Source organism: Sinomonas susongensis (assembly GCF_005877005.1).
Taxonomy (GTDB): Bacteria; Actinomycetota; Actinomycetes; order Actinomycetales; family Micrococcaceae; genus Sinomonas; species Sinomonas susongensis.
Genome location: NZ_SSNH01000001.1, coordinates 515,027 through 532,713, shown reverse-complemented (window position 1 = coordinate 532,713; position 17,687 = coordinate 515,027). Strand labels below are relative to the sequence as shown.

Sequence of the window (17,687 nt, the reverse complement as noted above, 5' to 3'; positions counted from 1 at the left end):
GGCGCGCCGCAAAGAAGGAACATGGAAAAGGAGGGGCCCTCCACCGCTTCGAGCGGTGGAGGGCCCCTCCTTCTCGTCGTGAGTAGGGCCTTCAGCCGAGCAGCTCGAGCAGGTACCGCCCGTACCCGCTCTTCACGAGGGGCTCGGCGCGCTCCCGGAGCTCTTCGTCCGAGAGGAAGCCGAGGCGCCAGGCGATCTCCTCGGGTGCACCGATCTTTAGCCCCTGACGGTTCTCGACGGTGCGGATGAAGTTCGACGCGTCGTTGAGGTCGCTGAACGTCCCAGTATCGAGCCAGGCCGTGCCGCGCGGCAGGACCTCGACCTTCAGCTTTCCTGCCTCGAGGTAGGTCCGGTTAACGTCGGTGATCTCCAGCTCGCCTCGAGCCGAAGGCTTGAGCGACTTGGCAATGCCCACAACGTCGTTGTCGTAGAAGTAGAGCCCGGGAACCGCATAGTTGCTCTTCGGCTTGGCGGGCTTCTCCTCGAGCGAGACTGCCTTGCCGCCGCCGTCGAACTCGACGACGCCGTACGCGGTCGGGTCCTTGACCCAATAGCCGAACACGGCCGCCCCGTCGATGTTCTCGTGACGCCGGAGCTGGGTGCCCATGCCCGGGCCGTAGAAGATGTTGTCGCCGAGTACAAGCGCGACCGTCTCCGAGCCGATGTGCTCCTCGCCCAGGATGAAGGCTTGGGCGAGACCGTCGGGGGAAGGCTGCTGGACGTAGGTGATGCTGATGCCGAAACGGGACCCGTCGCCGAGGAGCCGGGAGAAGGACTCTGCATCGTGCGGAGTGGTGATGACGAGGATGTCCTTGATGCCCGCGAGGATCAGCGTAGAAAGGGGATAGTAGATCATCGGCTTGTCGTACACAGGCACCAGTTGCTTGCTCACCCCCAGTGTGATCGGGTGAAGCCGGGATCCCGTGCCGCCTGCCAAGATGATTCCACGCATGGTCCCCATGATCCCTAGGCCCGAGCGCACATGCCAAATCCGGTATTTTAGAACGTATGCAGCGACTCCTAGTCACCGGCGGCGCCGGGTTCATCGGCTCGAACTTCGTCCACTATGTCCTGAGCCACACGGACCACCACGTCACGGTCCTGGACAAGCTGACCTACGCGGGCAATCTCGAATCCCTCAAGGGCCTACCCGGCCAGCGATTCCGCTTCATCAAGGGGGACATCGCGGACGCCGCCCTGGTCGACGAACTCGTCAGCTCGGCTGACGCCGTCGTCCACTATGCGGCCGAGAGCCACAACGACAACTCGCTCCACGACCCGCGGCCGTTCCTGGACACGAACATCATCGGCACCTACACGCTGATCGAGGCGGCGCGGAGGCACGGTACGCGCTTCCATCACATTTCCACGGACGAGGTCTACGGCGATCTGGAGCTCGACGACCCGGCCCGCTTCACCGAACAGACCCCCTACAACCCGTCGAGCCCCTACTCGTCGACGAAGGCGGGTTCCGACCTCCTCGTGCGTGCGTGGGTGCGCTCCTTCGGCCTGCAGGCAACGATCAGCAACTGCTCGAACAACTACGGCCCGTACCAGCACGTGGAGAAGTTCATTCCCCGCCAGATCACCAACGTCATCGACGGCATCCGGCCCAAGCTGTACGGCAAGGGCGAGAACGTGCGTGACTGGATCCACGCGGACGACCATTCCTCGGCGGTCCTGACGATCCTCGAGAAGGGCCGGATCGGCGAGACCTACCTCATCGGTGCGGACGGGGAGAAGGACAACAAGTCGGTCGTCGAGCTCATCCTCAAGGCCATGGGGCAGCCCGCGGACGCGTACGACCACGTCATCGATCGGCCGGGCCACGACCTGCGCTATGCGATCGACTCGACTAAGCTCCGCAAGGAGCTGGGCTGGCAGCCCCAGTACCAGGATTTCGAAGCCGGGGTGGAGGCGACGGTGCAGTGGTACCGCGACAACGATGCCTGGTGGCGTCCGCAGAAGGCCGAGACCGAAGCGAAGTACAAGGAGCAGGGGCAGTGACCGGCATCGAGTTCTCCAAGCCGCTCGCGGCGCACGAGACGCCCATTCCCGGCGTCGTCCTCTACGACCTGCCAGTGCACGGGGACAACCGGGGCTGGTTCAAGGAGAACTGGCAGCGGGAGAAGATGCGCGCCCTCGGGCTGCCCGACTTCGGTCCCGTCCAGAACAACATCTCCTTCAACGAGAAGGCCGGAACGACGCGGGGAATCCACGCGGAGCCCTGGGACAAGTACGTCTCCGTTGCGACCGGGCGGATCTTCGGCGCCTGGGTAGACCTCCGCGAGGGCCCGAGCTTCGGCGCCGTCTTCACTGCCGAACTCGATCCCTCGAAGGCGATCTTCATTCCTCGGGGCGTGGGCAACGCGTTCCAGACGCTCGAGGACGGCACCGCCTACACCTACCTCGTGAACGACCACTGGTCCGCCGACGCGCAGAGCCAGTACACGTTCCTCAACCTCGCCGACGAGACCGTCGCCATTCCGTGGCCCATCCCCCTCGAGCAGGCGGAGCTGTCCGACAAGGACCGCGCGCACCCGCGCCTCGCGGATGTGACTCCGATGGCGCCCCGCAGGACCCTCGTGCTCGGTGCTGAAGGCCAGCTCGGGCGCGCCCTCCGTGCGGCGTACGACGGCGACCGCAACGTCGAGTTCGCGGGTCGCCATGAGTTCGACCTGACCGATCCAGCCTCCTACTCCGGTCGGAACTGGAAGAACTACTCGACCATCATCAACGCAGCTGCCTACACCGCGGTGGACAAGGCAGAGACCGCAGAGGGACGTCGGGCGGCCTGGGCCATCAACGTGAGCGCCGTCGCCCAGCTTGCGCGAGTCGCCATCGAGCACCGGCTCACCCTCGTCCACGTCTCGAGCGACTACGTTTTCGACGGCACGTCGGATCTCCACTCGGAGGACGAGCAGTTCTCCCCGCTCGGCGTCTACGGGCAGACGAAGGCCGCTGGCGACGCCATCGTGTCGGTCGTCCCGTCCCACTACATCGTCCGGACGTCGTGGGTCATCGGCGAGGGCGGGAACTTCGTCCGCACCATGGCCAACCTCGCCGCGAAGGGCGTCAAGCCGTCCGTGGTGGATGACCAGGTCGGCCGGCTGTCCTTCACCACGGACATCGCGGCGGGGATCCGGCACCTCCTCGAGAGCAATGCGCCGTTCGGGGTCTACAACCTGACGAACGACGGCGACGCGCAGTCGTGGGCGGATGTCGCCCGGTCCGTCTACACGTTCACAGGGCACGACGGCGCGGACGTCACAGGAGTCTCCTCCGAGGAATACTTCAAGGGCAAGGAGGCGGCGCCCAGGCCCGCGAACAGCGTCCTCGACCTCTCCAAGCTGCGGGAAACCGGCTTCGAGGCTCCGTCCAGCCAGTCCCGTCTTGAGGACTATCTCGGGCAGGAGGTGGCCGCGCCGTGACGCCGCGGCCCCGCGCCAAGACCCTTGTCATCATGCCCGCATGGAACGAGGCGGAGTCAGTCGCCTCGACAGTGCGGGAAGTCCTCGCCTACGCACCGCCCTGCGACGTCCTGGTCGTCGACGACGGCTCGACAGACGGCACAGCCCGCATCGCGGCCGAGGCGGGGGCACGAGTGATCCGTCTCCCGTTCAACATGGGCGTCGGCGGGGCGATGAGGACGGGCTTCAAGTACGCGCTCCTGCACGGCTACGACCAGGCTATCCAGGTCGACGCCGACGGCCAGCACGATCCCCGTGAGATCAAGCGCGTGCTCGAGGGGCTCTCGGAGGCAGACATCGTGATCGGCTCGCGGTTCGAAGACCGGGCCGAGTACGAGGTGAAAGGCCCGCGGAAGTGGGCCATGGTCGTCCTCGGCGGCGTCCTGTCGAAGATCTCGGGAACACGGCTCACCGATGTCACCTCGGGCTTCCGCGCGGCGAACCGACGGGCCATCCGGCAGTACGTCGCCCACTACCCTGCAGAGTATCTGGGCGACACGATCGACTCGCTCGTGGTGGCCGTCCGGTCCGGCTGCAAGGTCGCGCAGGTCCCCGTCAACATGCGCCCCCGTCAGGGCGGCACCCCGAGCCACCATCCGCTGAAGGCCGCGGTCTACCTCGTCCGTTCTGGGCTCGCCCTCGTCTTCGCCCTCACCCGGAAGAAGTCGTCGCCCGTCGGCGACTAGGAGAACCATGACCGTCCTTGCTGTCCTGTTTGTCGTCGCGGTGCTGCTCTTCGTCATCGAAATGCTCCGGCGACAGAAGATCCGCGAGAAGTATGCGGTCCTCTGGATCGTCATCGGCCTCGCGAGCCTGCTTCTGGCGGCATTCCCCGACCTGTTGATCTGGGCAGCCCGCCTCGCCGGCGTCCAGGTCCCGTCGAACCTGCTCTTCGCAATCGCGGTGATCCTGCTCATGGGGGTGAGTCTGCATCTCTCGCGCGAAGTGTCCGCGAGCGAGGACGAAATCCGCGCCCTCGCGGAAGAGGTCGCGATTCTCCGAGCCGACCTCCGGGATGTCCAGGAACAGCTCCCGATCGACCCGCAATCCCACCCGATGCCCTGACCTACAAGGCTCTTCACACGACGACGGCGGCCGCGCGAAGTGCGCGGCCGCCGTCGTTCCTCTGTGAAAGCCTGCCGGGGGCTCTCCCGGGCCGGGGTCCGGCTTGGTCCCCGTGGGGGTCAGCTCAGGATGTGCCTGATCAGCCTCGGCAACGAGTCGGTCTTGCGCTTTGCGAGCGACTTCAGAACGAGCGACCCGGCATTCATCCGACTCGTGAAGTGATTGGAGGCGGCCCGTGCCGCCGAAGTCCAGCCGAGCTCCTGGAACCGCTCCGCCTGGCTCTCGAAGAACCTGCGCTCCTCGTCGAAGCGCCGCCCGTCCAGCGCCCGGACCGAGGAATCGGACGCCGAGTGGCGGCGGTACAGGAACGCGAGCTCGGGGTCGAAGACCATCGTTCCTCCCTCGGCAGCGATGTCGAGCAGAAGGGCCAGATCCTGGACGACGTCGAGGCCCTGGGTGAAGCCGATGCGCTGGATCGTCTCGGTCTTCCAGGCGAGCGAGGGGAAATAGGCCCAGTCGGCGCGGACGAGACTCGTGGCCATCCGCTCCCCCGTCAGGACGAGCGGCACGCGCGTCTTGGGCGCGTAGGCCCATTTGACCGCATCGGCGAGGGGCATCCGGGCAATCCCCAGCTCGTCGATCACCTGGACGCCCGGCTGAACGACGTCGGCCTCGGGGTGGGCATCGAAGTTGCGGACCACGACGTCGAGGTAGTTGGGGAGCATGACATCGTCGGCCCCCATGATGACCACGATGGGTGCCTCGGCCCTTGCCAGCGCCTTGCGGTAGTTGCCGTTGGCCCCGAGGTTCGCGTCATTCTTCTCGTAAGAGACCCGAGGATCGGTGATCTCGGCGAAGAACGCTGCCGGCTCGTCGCTCGGGTACCCGTCGTCGAAGACGTGCAGCTTCCAGTCCTGGTAGTGCTGGCTCATCACGCTGCGGGCAGCGAGCTTCATCTGCTCGACGTCGCCGTAGTAGGGCAGCATCACATCGACTGAAGTCATCGTGGACGGGGGCCTTTCGGTGCGCAACACGGGCGAGGGCGTATGACACCGGCGTGCCACAGCGCTTCCACTATATCCGTATGGACGACCACCACCGTCGGCGGAAGTTCCACCGGTATGATGACCGAGTTGCCACAACAGCTAAGGAAGACCTGCCTCCCCATGCCATTTCGCCCGAGTGTCAGTGTCTGCATGGCCGCGTACAACGGCGCGGAACACATCCAGGAGCAGCTCGATTCCATCCTCGCCGAACTCGAACAGGGCGATGAGGTCATCATCGTCGACGACGGCTCGACGGATGGCACGCGGGAGATCCTCGCGTCGGTGAACGACCCGCGGGTCCGCGTGGTCTTCAACGAGAAGAATCTGGGATACGTACGAAACTTCGAGAAGGCGCTGGGCCTCAGCACCGGCGACGTCATCATGCTCTCGGACCAGGACGACATCTGGATTCCCGGCCGCGTCGAAGCACTCCTCGCGGGACTCGACGATGCCGACGCTGCCGTGGGCAACTGCGCGCATTTCGGCGGCACTCCGGGCTACTTCCAGCGGCTGCGCGTCGACCCGCGATTCTCCTCAAGGCACGCCCGAAACGTGCTCGGCATCCTTATCGGCTATCGGCTCCACTGGGGCTCGGCGATGGCCGTATCGCGCAGCCTCCTCGATGACGCGCTCCCGTTTCCGGCGGTCATGACCGAATCGCACGACCAATGGCTCGCCCTCGTCGCCAACGTCAGGCGGAGCATCAACTACCTGGCCGTCGACACGGTCCGGCACCGACTCCACGATGACAACCTGACCCCGAAGAAGCCGCGTTCGCTCCGCAAGGTTCTTCGGGCCCGGGGCCAGTTCGTCGTCGAACTCGCCGTTGCTGTCGCGCGGACACGCGCCTCCAGGAGGCCACTTCCGGCAGCAGCCGCCGCCGTCCATCGGACGGAAACCGCCGCAGTGGTGTCTGCCTACAACCCCGACGACACATTGCCGACTCACGTCGACTCCCTCCTCCGTCAGGTCGAACACGTCGTGGTGGTGGACGACGGCTCGCCACAGGATGTGAGCAGCGTGCTGGACAAGGTGGAGGCCTTGGGCGCCGTCGTCATCCGCCTCGAACGCAACTCAGGCATCGCCGCCGCGCTGAACGCAGGGATACGGCGTGCCCGGCAGGAATGGGATCCGGCCTGGATCATGACGATGGACCAGGACTCGCGGCTGACCGTCGACTACGTCTCCAAGGCTCTCGAATCGGCAGCAGGTGCTGGCGTTCTGCCCGAACTGGTCGGGGCGGTATGCGCCGAAAGCCACAACAAGACCCCACTGCCCACAATGGACGTCGGCGGGCTCACGGAAATCTTCGACCCCATGCAGTCGGGGACCCTCTACCGGAGCGAAGTGTTCGACCGGGTCGGCTACCTCGAAGAAGGCCTCTTCATCGACTGTGTGGACTCCGAATTCAACGCCCGGCTACGGAGCGCGGGATACCACCTCGCCGTCGGTTCAGGCTGCGACCTCGTCCACTCGCTCGGAAAGTCACGGCCGATGACGATCCTCGGCTGGCACGCGCACTTGGGCGACAAGAAGCTCTTCGTCTACGAGCACGCGCCGTTCCGCGTCTACTACATCACTCGGAACTCGTTGACCCTCGCGAGCCGCTACCTCTTGAGCCAGCCCCGCTGGGTGACGCGTCGAATCTACATGGAGCTGCAAAGCCACGTAGTCAGGACTGTATTTGGCCCGCGTCGCCTCGCGAACGTGATCGCAATGGCCCATGGGATCGCCGACTTCGCAGGACGGCGGTCAGGGCGTATCCCTGCTCGGACCGAGCGGGCTATCGCCCGTGTCAGCTGAGCAAGCGGCTCGACGGACGGTGACTCTGCTCGCGCACTGAGCCGGGGCTCAGGGAAGCTGACGCCCGCTTACCGCGAGGAGCTCCCCGGGCATGACATCGCGTGGCGCCTTGGTCAGTCCCTGCCACAGTCCTCGGGCGAGCGCGCCGGCCCACACCTTCTTCGACTGAGATGAAGGAAGGACCGAAAGGGCGAACATGAGCAGGTGAGCGGCCTTCGCCGGAACGCTCTGCACGAGACCGCGCGCTTCGGTGTCGAGCTTCGCGAGCCACAGATGATTCCGAACGTAGTAGAAGAGCCTCCCCGCCATGTCGGGGTTGGCGGCCTTCACCGGGTGCTTGACCACGCTCTCGGGAACGAAGAGGCCGATTGCGGCTCTGGCAAGCCTCCGGGTGTACTCGGCATCGTCCAGCCAGATGAAGAAGTCACGATGCGGCAGCGGCATCGTGGAGGCCAGACGGAGGTTGACGAGGACCCCCACGAAGGTGGCGTGTGTAATGGCGATGCACCCCATGCTCCGGGCCGTCATCTGCTTCTCGGCGCTCGAATCAACAGCGGGCAGATGGCCGGGGTTGAGTTCGCGGCCGCTCTCGTCCTTGACGGCCGAAGCGAGGAAGCCCGGAGGCACATCGGCCTTCGCGACCACCTCGAGCAGTGGCGCCAGACTGTTCTCGGCGGGCTCGGCGTCGTCGTCCATCAGCCACGCGTAGTCGTGGCCCTTCGCGATAGCGAGTTCGACACCCCAGGCAAACCCGCCCGCACCGCCGATGTTGGCGCCAGTCTCGAAGAGAGTCACCTGCGGGAACTCCTCGCGCACCAGTTCGAGGCTTCCGTCTGTCGAACCATTGTCCACAAGGATGATCTCGTCGGGCGCGGGAACCTGCCCGGCGATCGCTGTGAGGCACTTGCGGAGAAGGTCCTTGCGGTTGTACGACACGACGACGGCAGCGACAGTCAACCGGTTTCCTTTCATTCTGGACGTGCGATCCCCGTCCTGGCTCGGTCCCGCGTCTCGGGCCGCGATACGCGTCCAAGACTACCAAGGCACATGGGTCGTGGTCGGTACGCGGCTAGACTGGGGAAGGCCCCCGCGGGCTCTTGCCGTGTCGAGCTGGCGCGCATGCTTGAGGAGAAGGAGTCGTCGGCTTGGGCCCACGGTTGTCGATGGTCAAGAGGCTTGTGAGCTTCGCGCTCACAACCGGGCTGTCGAGCCTCGTGGGCCTCGTGGCGGTTCCGATCATCATCGCCGGCGCCGGACCCGAGCTGTGGGGCATCCAGGCGGCACTCCAGACGGCCGCCACCCTGTTCGGCGTAGGCGTCTCGTTCGGGTGGGGAACTACCGGCGCGGCCGAGGTCGCGGGACTGCCGCCCGAGCAGCGACCGCAGGAGTACGCCAACTCCCTCGTCAGCCGGTCGTATCTGGCGCTCATCGTCTACCCCGTCATGTTCTGCGTCATGGGGATCCTCAACCCGCACCACCTTGCCCTCGTTGCGGTCGGGTCGGCCACCTTCCTCCTGCCGTTCCTCGGAGCCTCGTGGTACTTCATCGGCGAGGCCCGGCCGTCGCGCCTCTTCTGGCTCGACGGATTCCCGCAGACCCTCGGCGTCGCCGTGAGCGTCGTCGTCATGATCCTGACGCACAACCTTGTAGCCGTGCTCGCGACGCAGCTGGTCTTCAACCTCGGTGCCGTCATCGTCGCCGCGCGGCACATCTTCCGGTCGAGCCCGGAACCGCTTCACTTCGATCTCGCGCCGCGATCCGCCTTCAGACGGCTTGCGCACCAGCGGCACGCCGTCGCGACCTCGGCAACAGCCGGCCTGTATGTGTCGCTGCCGCTGCTCATCATCAACGCGGTCGCCCCCGCATCCCTCAGCCTGTACGCAATGGGAGACAAGCTCTTCCGGTTCGCGCTCACGGCCTTCGCGCCGTTCCTCCAGCTCGTCCAGGGTTGGCTTCCGGAGGGCGGCCCCGAGAATCTCCGTCACAGGATCAGGCAGGCAGCGCGGATGACGCCGGTGATCGGCTTCCTCGGGGGGCTCGCCATCGCTGTCCTGGGCCCTTGGGGGGCTGGCATCCTCTCGGCGCATCGGATCGGCTTCGGATTCCCCCTCTCGGTTCCGTTCGGCGTCGTCTTCGCGGCCGTCGCGGTGACCCAGGTGATCGGGCTCGCCTGTCTCGTCCAGCTGCGGGCGACCCGGGCCTTGGCTCAGTCCACCCTGGTCGGCGCGCTCAGCGGAATCCCGCTCATCGCGCTGGGTGCGGCCCTCTACGGCGCTGTCGGAGTCGCTTGGGCACTGGCGATCTCTGAGCTCGCCGTCCTCGTCTACCAGTACGCATCGCTCGGCCGTCGAATGAAGGCCGGGAACACCCCTCAGAGGATGACTCCTCCCGTCGGAAACGAGACAGCAGAAGAACGATGACCGCTACCTCAACGGCCCCACGGCGAGCGTCCCTCCGGCGGGGATACTTCCCCCGGCCCTCGCTGGCCGCCCTCGTCGCCGTCACTGTCGCGGGGACCGCACTCTCCCTCTTCCGCCTTCCGGCCACAGCCCAGGACACGGTGTGGGCCGAGGACGGCGGGATCTTCCTCAACGGCGCACTTCAACATCGCGGCATCAGCCAGATCTTCGCCCCCTACGAGGGCTATCTGCATGTGATTCCGCGCACTGCGGCCTGGTTCATCGTCACGTTCCTGCCGCCCGACTCCTACGCTCTCGCGCTCACCACGCTCAGCTGCCTCGCCGTCGGTGTGGTTGCAGCGCTCGTCTGGCACTGCTCGAGCGCGCTCGCGAAGAATCCAGCGGTCCGCCTGGCGTGGGCCGCAATTCCGGTCCTCGTGGCCGTCGGACCGCAGGAGACCCTCGGCAACTTTGCCAATCTCCACTGGTACCTCCTCTGGCTAGTGCCCTGGATCCTCATCAAACGCCCCGGGTCAGTCCTCGAGAACGTGGTGCTCACCGCCGTCGCACTGGGTGCCTCGCTCACGGAAATCCAGACGGCGCTGTTCATCCCGCTGTTCCTCTACCGTTTCAAGGACCGGGCCTTCTGGCCGCCCCGGCTGGCGATTCTGCTCGGCGTCGTGTGCCAGGTCGTGACAACCCTCCACTTCCCCCGCACCGCGCCCACAGGGCCCCCGGTCAATTGGTGGTCAGTCGCAGAGGGCTGGTTCCTCAACAGCAGCTCGGCCATTGTGTACGGCACGTCGCAGCAGATCATCCTGAGCGTTACCCGTTTCGGGTGGATTCCTGTTGCGCTCGCGGCCTTGCCGTTCCTTGGCGCGTTCGTTGCTGTGCTCGTGAAGGGCAGCGCTGCCCAGAGACTCATGGCCTGCGTTTTCGTCCTGGCGTCCATCGGCGTGTGGGCAGCAGCCCAGGATATGAACTTCCAGAGCTACTTCGACTACGCCCGGTTCAATGCGGCGCAGTGGCAGAGCTTCTTCCTGTCGCGCTACTCGGTGGTGCCGTCCATGTTCCTGCTGGCCCTCGTGCCGCTCGTCGCGGTCGCCGCCGTGCCGACCGGCCGGGCCGGGGTTGCGGCAATCCTCGCCGCACTCGCCGTCGTCCTCGGAGTCTATTTCTTCCCTGCGGCGGTAGGCCGGGACCACGGACCCACGTGGTCCACTGGGATCCAGACGGCTCGCTCCGAGTGCCGCAGCACTCCAAGCGCCTCTACCGAAGCAGTTCCCATCGCACCTACGGGCTGGTTCGCCGACAAGGTTCTGGTTCCCTGCAGCATGCTGAGATAGCCGGAGCCCCACCCCGAGGCCGACCAGTTGTGCATCACCTGTGAAGCTCGCAGTGAGAGGGCGATCTGGAAGGAAGCGTCCGAGGGCATCCACTAGCCTTGAAGGGTCGCGCTAGCGGCGTCGCACCTTGAAGGAGCAGTAAGGCCGGATGGACATCCAGAATCACTTCTACGGACATTCGGCTGTCCTCGCCGGCCACGCCGGGCTCCACGCGCCCCGCCACATCCACGGGCTGTACCAGCACGGATGGACGCCCGTCACTCCCCTCCGCACACACTTCGCCGACCTCGCCCACGCCGCACCCTCCGGTGGCCTCTTCGTCTGGTCCCACGATTCCCGTGGCTGGACTGAGCGCGAGTCGCGGATGGAAACCGGCTTCTCCACCACCCCGATCGGGGCGGCGGCGCTGTACCTGGCACGGCAAGTCGAAGCTGCGGGGGCGCTGCCCGAAAGGACGATCGACGCCGTCGTCCTTCCCTTCCATGGGACACGCATCATTGAGGTCGACGGCGATCAGGCCGGCTTCGCGCGCGAGGTCTTCGAGCGGGAAGGCCCGGCAGTGGTGTGCATGCACGTCGACGACATGCAGAAGCCGGAGATCGTGAAGGCATGGAAGGACGCCGGCCACATCCTGACCACTGCTGGTGAGCGCCGTGACCCGCTTTTCCTCGCGCGCGTCATGTGGCTTGTCATGAGCGCCAAGAAGGTCGTCTCGAACCGGCTCGCGACGGCGCTCCTTTATGCGTCTGCCGTAGACACCCCAGTCCAGGTCTACGGCCCCCACTTCCAGATCGCCGGCATTCAGGAGACGTCTTCAGAGGAGTACCTGCGCGAACTCTGGCCCGAATTCTATGAAGACGAGCCGAACACGGCCCAGCTGAGGAAGATCGCAGAACAGGAGCTCGGCGAGGCCTATCTGCAGTCGCCCGAGGAGCTGCGACGCACGCTCGGGTGGGACCGGCGAAACCCTCGCCCCTTCGTCGACTACTGGCTTCGCTCGCCGCTCGCCAAAGCCCAGGCGATCCTCGGGATTCGGGAACGCAGGGTGGGGCCGCTTGTGAACGAGGTCGAGGTCTCGCCGTTCAAGTTCTTCAAGAACCCGTTCGAGCATCTCCCGGGCGTCCTGCCGCGAACCGCCTCGACCACGCTTGTCGCGCCCTCCCTCGATGGCGCCTGACTCGGCAGTGGGGACGCGCCCGAGCAACGCTCGGCAGTCGCTCTACTATCTCCTCGGCGCGGCCCTCCAGGGAACCGGGGCGCTTGTTGTCCAGCCGTTTTCCATCCGCCTCCTCAGCCCCCTCGAGTGGGGTCGCGTCGGCGTTTCGATCGTCCTGCTCCAGATCGGACAGGTCGTGCTGTCCGCAGGCCTCCCCCTCGCGATCAGCCGCGCCTACTTCGAACAGTCGGAGGGCCCTTCCAAGGCGCGCGCAATCCACGGCGCGAACATCATGCTGGGAACCGGCCTCGCCGCCATCGCTGCCCTCGGATATCTCGCAGCCGCGCCTGACAAGGAGGGCGCGGGAGCCTTCGCGTGGGCCCTGGCTGCAACGGGCTTCCTGAGCGTTGTCGTGAGTTCTCAGGCGCTGCTCCGAAGCCAGCACCGGGCCCTCTCCTTCGTCCTTCTGAGCGGCGGCGCATCACTGGGGGCACATCTGGGCGGCCTCGTCGGGATCCTGGCCTTCGGCCGTACGGCGGCGGTCTATCTGGCCTCGTTCACTGCCGTCATGGTGGCCACTGCGGTGGTGTCCCTCATCCTGACTCGGCCATCGCTCCCGTGGCGCCAGCGGCCCGCAGTCGCCGCGGCCTTCCGGCTCGGACTCCCGGTGCTACCGCACAGCATTGCCATCGTCCTCCTGCTCCAGGGCGACACCTTCCTGGTCCAGAATTTCCAAGGCGCCTCCTCTGTGGGACGCTACGTCGCCGCTGCCGCGTTCGCACTCGGGCCCTTCGCGATCCTGGCGGGGCTCAACAACGTCTGGACAACACGGATCTTCGAGGCAGCCCACGGGCCGAATCTCGTGGCGAACGTCCGTGCCGTCGGCCGCGAGGTCGCGCTCCTCGCCGCGGCCTTGGGGGTCTGCGGCACCGCAGCGGCCACGATAGGGATGCTGATCCTCAAGGGTCCCGACCACGAGGCGACCCAACTCGCGAAGGTCCTCCCGGGAGTCGCGGTCGGCTACGCCCTCTACCTCGTGGGCATGTCGACCCTCTTCGCCGTGGGTCGGACCAAGGCCCTCGCGTGGGCGACGCCACTGGTCGTCGTTGTCGCGGCCGGCTTGGCGTGGTTTCCCGCCCAGTCCTCGCAATATTGGGAGTTGGGCGCCGTCCGAGTGCTCGTCTTTGCACTGCTCGGCGCCCTGTACGCCGTGCTCGCGTTGCGAGAAGCTCCACACTCGATCGCATTGCGCTCGTTCATGGGCGCACTGGCACTCGTCGCCGTGGCGATCGCTGTCAACCTCCTGCTTCCCACGACCCTCCTCGTCGGAACGATCACCCTGGTGGTCGGACTGGCTTTGGCGGGCACCGCATTTTTGGCAGTGCGGCGGCGCGGATTAGCATCGTCTGCAACCGACCCGGCGTCCCCGACGCCATGATCCAAAGGATTGCCCTTCTCGATGCAGCCATCCATTGACGTCGCCGGCCATCACATCGGTTCGGACCATCGGCCGTTCATCATCGCCGAGGTCTCGGGCAACCACAACGGCAGCCTCGGGCGGGCGCTCGAGATCGTCGAGGCGGTGGCGTCCTCCGGGGCGCAGGCGGTCAAGTTCCAGACCTACACCGCGGATACGATCACGATCGACTCCGACCGGCCCGAATTCCGCATCAGCTCCGACCACCCGCTCTGGGGAGGCAGCAACCTCTACCAGCTCTACACCAAAGCCCACACTCCCTGGGAGTGGCATGCTCCCCTCTTCGAGCGTGCCAGGGAGCTGGGCCTCATCCCCTTCTCCAGCCCCTTCGACGCGACCGCGGTCGACCTTCTGGAGTCCCTCGATGCTCCCCTGTACAAGATCGCATCGCTGGAAATCGGCGATCTGCCCCTGCTGCGCCGCGTGGCCAGGACCGGAAAGCCGGTCATCCTCTCCAACGGGGCCGCCTCGCTGAGCGACATCGACGCTGCCGTGCGGACCATCCGTGACGAGGGCAACGACCAGATCGTCGTCCTCGCCTGCACGTCGTCCTACCCGGCGTCCCCGTCGGAATCCAATCTCCGCACGATCCCCGTGCTGCGCGACGCGTTCGGGGTCCACGTCGGCCTCTCGGACCACACGATGGGGATCGGTGCGGCCATCGCGGCTGTCGCGCTCGGGGCGCGCGTCGTGGAAAAGCACGTGACCCTGCGCAGGGCCGACGGAGGGGTGGACTCCGACTTCTCCCTGGAGCCACACGAACTCGCGGCCCTCGTGACGGAGAGCCGGACGGCCTGGGAGGCCCTCGGTTCGCCCGTGATCACTCCGACGAGCAGCGAGGACGAGAGCCGGCGCCTGCGGCGCTCGCTCTACGTGGTCAAGCCGGTCCGCGCCGGGGACCTCGTCACCCCCGAGAATGTCCGCTCCATCCGCCCGGCAGGCGGCCTCGCGCCCGCGGAGTACGAAGCCGTCATGGGGCGTGCCTTCCGAGTCGAGTGCGAGGCCGGGACGCCACTCACCTGGGAACTGGTCTAGCAGCCGACCGATCGGCAGCACGTCGACCGGCCTCCGGCGGCCCCAGCGCCTCAGCCCTCGGGCGTCGCAGCCGGCGCGGCGGCCGCCACGTTGCCCGAGCTTCGGGGCCGCAGGTTCGCCTCGTCGTAGTCCCCGATTCCGATCTCGGCTGAACGCTTCCCGTCCGTCTCGGAATAGTAGGCGCCAACCCACGTCGTGCCCCGGCGAAACGGCTGGAACTTTCCGCACGTGCCGCGAACGCTCGCTGCGAGGACTCCGCCGCCGTCCTGCTCGCTCCAGTTGGATGCCACGAGAGGCTTGGACGGGTCGAAGAGCTGCACGAGCCTCTGCCCGCCGCCCGAACCGCGGATGAAGCAGAGGACTCGGCCGTCATGAGCGATGCGCAGCGCGGGCCAAGCGTCGTAGCGCAGCCCGGGTCCGGGGCTCGGAAGCTGGATCGGCGCTGCCCAGGTCCGTCCGCCGTCCTTGGACTGGGTGACGTAAGCATTCGACCGTGCAGATCCGCGCACCACCGCGACCCAGTTCGAGGGTGAGACCTCGGCGAAGTCCCACTCCGTCGCGTCGGAGCTGTGGGGGGCCAGAACATCGACCGGAGGCGACCATGGCCCGAGCGGGTTCTCCGCCGTGACGAGGGAGGCTCTCCAGTAGCCCGCCACCTTCCGGTACACCGGCATGCGCCAGAGCCCATCGGGCGACCGGCGAAGCCCTCCCGCCGTGAGCCCGGACGAAAGGACCTCCTTCGGCGGAGCCCACGTCACGCCGTGATCGTCGCTGTACGTGATCCAGGTCGCCCCGTTGAGGCTTCGCGCGCCGGTGAAGTAGGTCAGCCAGATCCGGTCGGCTCCCGACTCCCGGTAGAGGAAGGGGTCCCTGATGTCGATCTCCTCGGCAGCAAGGCTGGCGATGAGCGTGGAGGGGCCGAAGGTGGCTCCCGCATCGGTCGAACGCCTCACGTAGAGCTTCCCCGGATCGCTGCCGTAGGCGAAGGCGTGCGCGCTGCCAGCTCGGTAGGCGAGGACATAGTCTCCGTTGACGGCGTCCACGAGGGCGGGAATCAGGTAGTCGTCTGTCCCCTCGACGATCTTGACCGGGTGGCCGAACGACTTCGGGAGCGAAAGGTCGGCTGTCACCGAGGATGGCTCCCGGACTGACGGCGCAATGGCCTTGGTCTGATCCTTCGGTGCCTCGGGAGTCCCACATGATGTCACCGTCAGCCCGAAGAGGGCGGCTGCTCCGGAGAGCGCGAGGACCTCTCGGCGGGACAGGCGGGGGCGGGGACGATACGACATGGATTCCCTTGACTTGACGAGGCAGCAAGGAAAGGATAACGCAGCATTTCAGAGCATATTTACGCTGTGATGCGTCACACCGTCATCCCTCGTTTCGCTGGGGGCGCTCCGGCGCGTCCTTCACGAGCCGGTGCCACGCGCCGTCGTCCGTGCCCTCCGGCGCCTCCGGGGCGCTCGCGTAGCCCGCTCCGAGGAACAGCCGGTGGGACGGCTCGTTGGATGCGCGCATGACGGCGTGGAGGGTGGTGGCCTCGGGATGGTCGCGGAGGAACCGCTCCTCGGCTGCCCTCAGGACTGCCCTCGCGAGTCCCCTCCCCCGCGCGGACGGTGCGAGGGTGATCGAAACCTCCCAGTCGTGCACGCCGAGGGCGTCGAACCGCACCGTCCCGGCGGCGGCCCCGTCCGCCTCGGCCATGAGGAGCACGACGTCCGTCCGTTCCAGCGATCGTGCCAGCCATGCGAGGTGTCCATCCCATTGCAGTTCGCCCGTGGAGCGCGAGACGGACCGGACCGAGGGGTCGTTGCGCCAATGGAAGAGCTGGGCCGCGTCCGAGGGCGTCGCGGACCGGACGGCGACGCCTTCGCGGCTCGCACGGACCTCCTGCCACAGGCCCACGATCCTGGCCGCGCCCTCGCCGTCGACGATGGACCGCGCGGCGGCGGCGAGCCGGGCCCGCAGCCCGGGGTCCGAGAGGACCTGGCGGAGGGTCCGTGCGGCCGCGTCCGGATCTTCGCCGAAGGCGCCCAGGCCGGCGGCCATCCCACGGCCTACGGCGAAGGCATAGTTCTGCCGCTGGTTCTCGACGAGCTGGATGAGTGCCATCGGCACCCCGAGCGCGGCGAGCTCCCAGATCGTCGTGCCGGCACCGCTGATGACCAGGTCTGCCCCTGCGAACAGGCGCGGCAGCTCGCCCGACTGCTCCACGACCTCGAGGGTGAGCCCGTCCGGCAGGCCGCCCACCTCGACGGCGCGGCCGCCCGGCACCACGGCGGTGCAGTGCGACGGGACGCCGGTCTCGGCCCACAGGCGCACCACGGCCGCCGTCGCGTCGCGCGCGTCGGTCCCGCCGAGCACCGTCACGACCGCAGGCCGCTCCCCCGCGGCCCCGAACCCCTCTGGCGGCCTGCGGGGCGCGGACCGCAGCTCGCGGACGAGGGCACGCACCGGAATGAAGCCGGCGCCCCGCGCGAGGCGCAGCGTGCCGTCCTCGGGGCGGCACCCGGATTCCGCCCCGGCCGAGGGATCGATGGCGAGATCGGCCGGGCGGCGCCCGAAGGAGCCGTCCTCGACGGACGAGAGCAGGACCCCCGCCTCGGCGAGCCGGGCACGGACGTCCCCCTCGTCGTCGTAGGTGTCGAGATGGACGACGTCGACGCCCTCCTGCCGGGCAAGGCGCGCCAGTGCCTCGGCATCAGGGGGCCGAGGGAACAGCCGGCCGGCCACCCCTCCGAGGAGCCGGCGCCCCAGCGGGCTCTCGACATCCCCTGCCGCGATCACGTCCCAGCCGGCCTCGCGGGCGGCCTCCCCCACGGCCACGCAGCGCACGACGTGGCCGAGCCCCTGGGTCTTCGCGGAATCGCAGCGGAGGAGGACGCGCACG

At 67.2% G+C, this 17,687-nt stretch carries 15 protein-coding genes; 10 read left to right on the top strand and 5 right to left on the bottom strand.

Annotation, left to right across the window (positions count from 1 at the left end):
* Positions 1-91: 91 nt before the first annotated feature.
* Positions 92-952 (bottom strand): glucose-1-phosphate thymidylyltransferase RfbA, encoded by an 861-nt coding sequence (gene rfbA, locus E6A21_RS02440; RefSeq protein WP_138442515.1) that lies wholly within the window; start codon positions 950-952, stop codon positions 92-94.
* Positions 953-1,008: 56 nt separating this feature from the next.
* On the opposite strand from rfbA, the gene rfbB reads away from it, so the two are divergent.
* The 4 genes from rfbB to E6A21_RS02420 are packed head-to-tail and all read left to right on the top strand — an operon-like array spanning position 1,009 to position 4,535.
* Positions 1,009-2,007 (top strand): dTDP-glucose 4,6-dehydratase, encoded by a 999-nt coding sequence (gene rfbB / locus E6A21_RS02435; RefSeq protein ID WP_138442514.1) that lies wholly within the window; start codon positions 1,009-1,011, stop codon positions 2,005-2,007.
* A 5-nt stretch (positions 2,008-2,012) separates the two neighbouring features.
* Entirely contained in the window at positions 2,013-3,431 is a 1,419-nt protein-coding gene (locus tag E6A21_RS02430; protein WP_138442688.1) for a sugar nucleotide-binding protein, read from the top strand.
* A gap of 32 nt (positions 3,432-3,463) precedes the next feature.
* Positions 3,464-4,156 (top strand): glycosyltransferase family 2 protein, encoded by a 693-nt coding sequence (locus E6A21_RS02425; protein WP_138442687.1) that lies wholly within the window; start codon positions 3,464-3,466, stop codon positions 4,154-4,156.
* Positions 4,157-4,163: 7 nt separating this feature from the next.
* Positions 4,164-4,535 (top strand): DUF2304 domain-containing protein, encoded by a 372-nt coding sequence (locus tag E6A21_RS02420; RefSeq protein WP_138442513.1) that lies wholly within the window; start codon positions 4,164-4,166, stop codon positions 4,533-4,535.
* Positions 4,536-4,654: 119 nt separating this feature from the next.
* Here E6A21_RS02420 and E6A21_RS02415 read toward each other — a convergent pair whose 3' ends face one another.
* Entirely contained in the window at positions 4,655-5,539 is an 885-nt protein-coding gene (locus tag E6A21_RS02415) for a glycosyltransferase family 2 protein (RefSeq protein WP_138442512.1), read from the bottom strand.
* 42 nt (positions 5,540-5,581) lie between these two features.
* Here E6A21_RS02415 and E6A21_RS02410 point away from each other — a divergent pair, with 42 nt between their 5' ends.
* The gene (locus E6A21_RS02410) at positions 5,582-7,384 is read left to right on the top strand and encodes a glycosyltransferase (RefSeq protein WP_342777837.1); all 1,803 of its coding nucleotides are present in this window, start codon (positions 5,582-5,584) and stop codon (positions 7,382-7,384) included.
* Positions 7,385-7,432: 48 nt separating this feature from the next.
* Here E6A21_RS02410 and E6A21_RS02405 read toward each other — a convergent pair whose 3' ends face one another.
* On the bottom strand, positions 7,433-8,341 hold the full coding sequence (locus tag E6A21_RS02405; protein WP_171041226.1) for a glycosyltransferase family 2 protein: 909 nt from the start codon (positions 8,339-8,341) through the stop codon (positions 7,433-7,435).
* A gap of 188 nt (positions 8,342-8,529) precedes the next feature.
* On the opposite strand from E6A21_RS02405, the gene E6A21_RS02400 reads away from it, so the two are divergent.
* From E6A21_RS02400 to pseI, 5 genes are all read left to right on the top strand, one after another.
* Complete coding sequence (locus tag E6A21_RS02400) at positions 8,530-9,804, top strand: lipopolysaccharide biosynthesis protein (protein ID WP_138442509.1); 1,275 nt, start codon at positions 8,530-8,532, stop codon at positions 9,802-9,804.
* On the top strand, positions 9,801-11,129 hold the full coding sequence (locus tag E6A21_RS02395; RefSeq protein WP_138442508.1) for a hypothetical protein: 1,329 nt from the start codon (positions 9,801-9,803) through the stop codon (positions 11,127-11,129). The genes E6A21_RS02400 and E6A21_RS02395 overlap by 4 nt, the downstream gene beginning before the upstream one ends.
* A gap of 148 nt (positions 11,130-11,277) precedes the next feature.
* Positions 11,278-12,306 (top strand): hypothetical protein, encoded by a 1,029-nt coding sequence (locus E6A21_RS02390; protein WP_138442507.1) that lies wholly within the window; start codon positions 11,278-11,280, stop codon positions 12,304-12,306.
* Positions 12,296-13,723: a lipopolysaccharide biosynthesis protein gene (locus E6A21_RS02385; protein ID WP_138442506.1), complete on the top strand. Its 1,428-nt coding sequence runs from the start codon at positions 12,296-12,298 to the stop codon at positions 13,721-13,723. The genes E6A21_RS02390 and E6A21_RS02385 overlap by 11 nt, the downstream gene beginning before the upstream one ends.
* A 21-nt stretch (positions 13,724-13,744) precedes the next feature.
* A complete protein-coding gene (pseI, locus tag E6A21_RS02380; RefSeq protein WP_138442505.1) occupies positions 13,745-14,797 on the top strand; it encodes a pseudaminic acid synthase in 1,053 nt (350 codons plus the stop codon).
* Between the two features lie 50 nt (positions 14,798-14,847).
* Here the strand turns inward: pseI and E6A21_RS02375 are convergent, their stop codons facing one another.
* Positions 14,848-16,086, bottom strand: a complete 1,239-nt coding sequence (locus E6A21_RS02375; RefSeq protein WP_138442504.1) for a sialidase family protein — start codon at positions 16,084-16,086, stop codon at positions 14,848-14,850.
* A gap of 82 nt (positions 16,087-16,168) precedes the next feature.
* Positions 16,169-17,686, bottom strand: coding sequence for a bifunctional UDP-2,4-diacetamido-2,4,6-trideoxy-beta-L-altropyranose hydrolase/GNAT family N-acetyltransferase (locus E6A21_RS02370; RefSeq protein ID WP_138442503.1), 1,518 nt, complete (start codon positions 17,684-17,686; stop codon positions 16,169-16,171).
* Position 17,687: the final 1 nt, after the last annotated feature.

What these genes read in the sequence shown, in the direction of transcription:
- rfbA (WP_138442515.1), bottom strand. Translation starts at nt 952, where the DNA reads ATGCGTGGAATCATCTTGGCAGGCGGCACGGGATCCCGGCTTCACCCG.
- rfbB (WP_138442514.1), top strand. Translation starts at nt 1,009, where the DNA reads ATGCAGCGACTCCTAGTCACCGGCGGCGCCGGGTTCATCGGCTCGAAC.
- E6A21_RS02425 (WP_138442687.1), top strand. Translation starts at nt 3,464, where the DNA reads ATGCCCGCATGGAACGAGGCGGAGTCAGTCGCCTCGACAGTGCGGGAA.
- E6A21_RS02420 (WP_138442513.1), top strand. Translation starts at nt 4,164, where the DNA reads ATGACCGTCCTTGCTGTCCTGTTTGTCGTCGCGGTGCTGCTCTTCGTC.
- E6A21_RS02415 (WP_138442512.1), bottom strand. Translation starts at nt 5,539, where the DNA reads ATGACTTCAGTCGATGTGATGCTGCCCTACTACGGCGACGTCGAGCAG.
- E6A21_RS02410 (WP_342777837.1), top strand. Translation starts at nt 5,582, where the DNA reads ATGACACCGGCGTGCCACAGCGCTTCCACTATATCCGTATGGACGACC.
- E6A21_RS02395 (WP_138442508.1), top strand. Translation starts at nt 9,801, where the DNA reads ATGACCGCTACCTCAACGGCCCCACGGCGAGCGTCCCTCCGGCGGGGA.
- E6A21_RS02390 (WP_138442507.1), top strand. Translation starts at nt 11,278, where the DNA reads ATGGACATCCAGAATCACTTCTACGGACATTCGGCTGTCCTCGCCGGC.
- E6A21_RS02385 (WP_138442506.1), top strand. Translation starts at nt 12,296, where the DNA reads ATGGCGCCTGACTCGGCAGTGGGGACGCGCCCGAGCAACGCTCGGCAG.
- pseI (WP_138442505.1), top strand. Translation starts at nt 13,745, where the DNA reads ATGCAGCCATCCATTGACGTCGCCGGCCATCACATCGGTTCGGACCAT.
- E6A21_RS02375 (WP_138442504.1), bottom strand. Translation starts at nt 16,086, where the DNA reads ATGTCGTATCGTCCCCGCCCCCGCCTGTCCCGCCGAGAGGTCCTCGCG.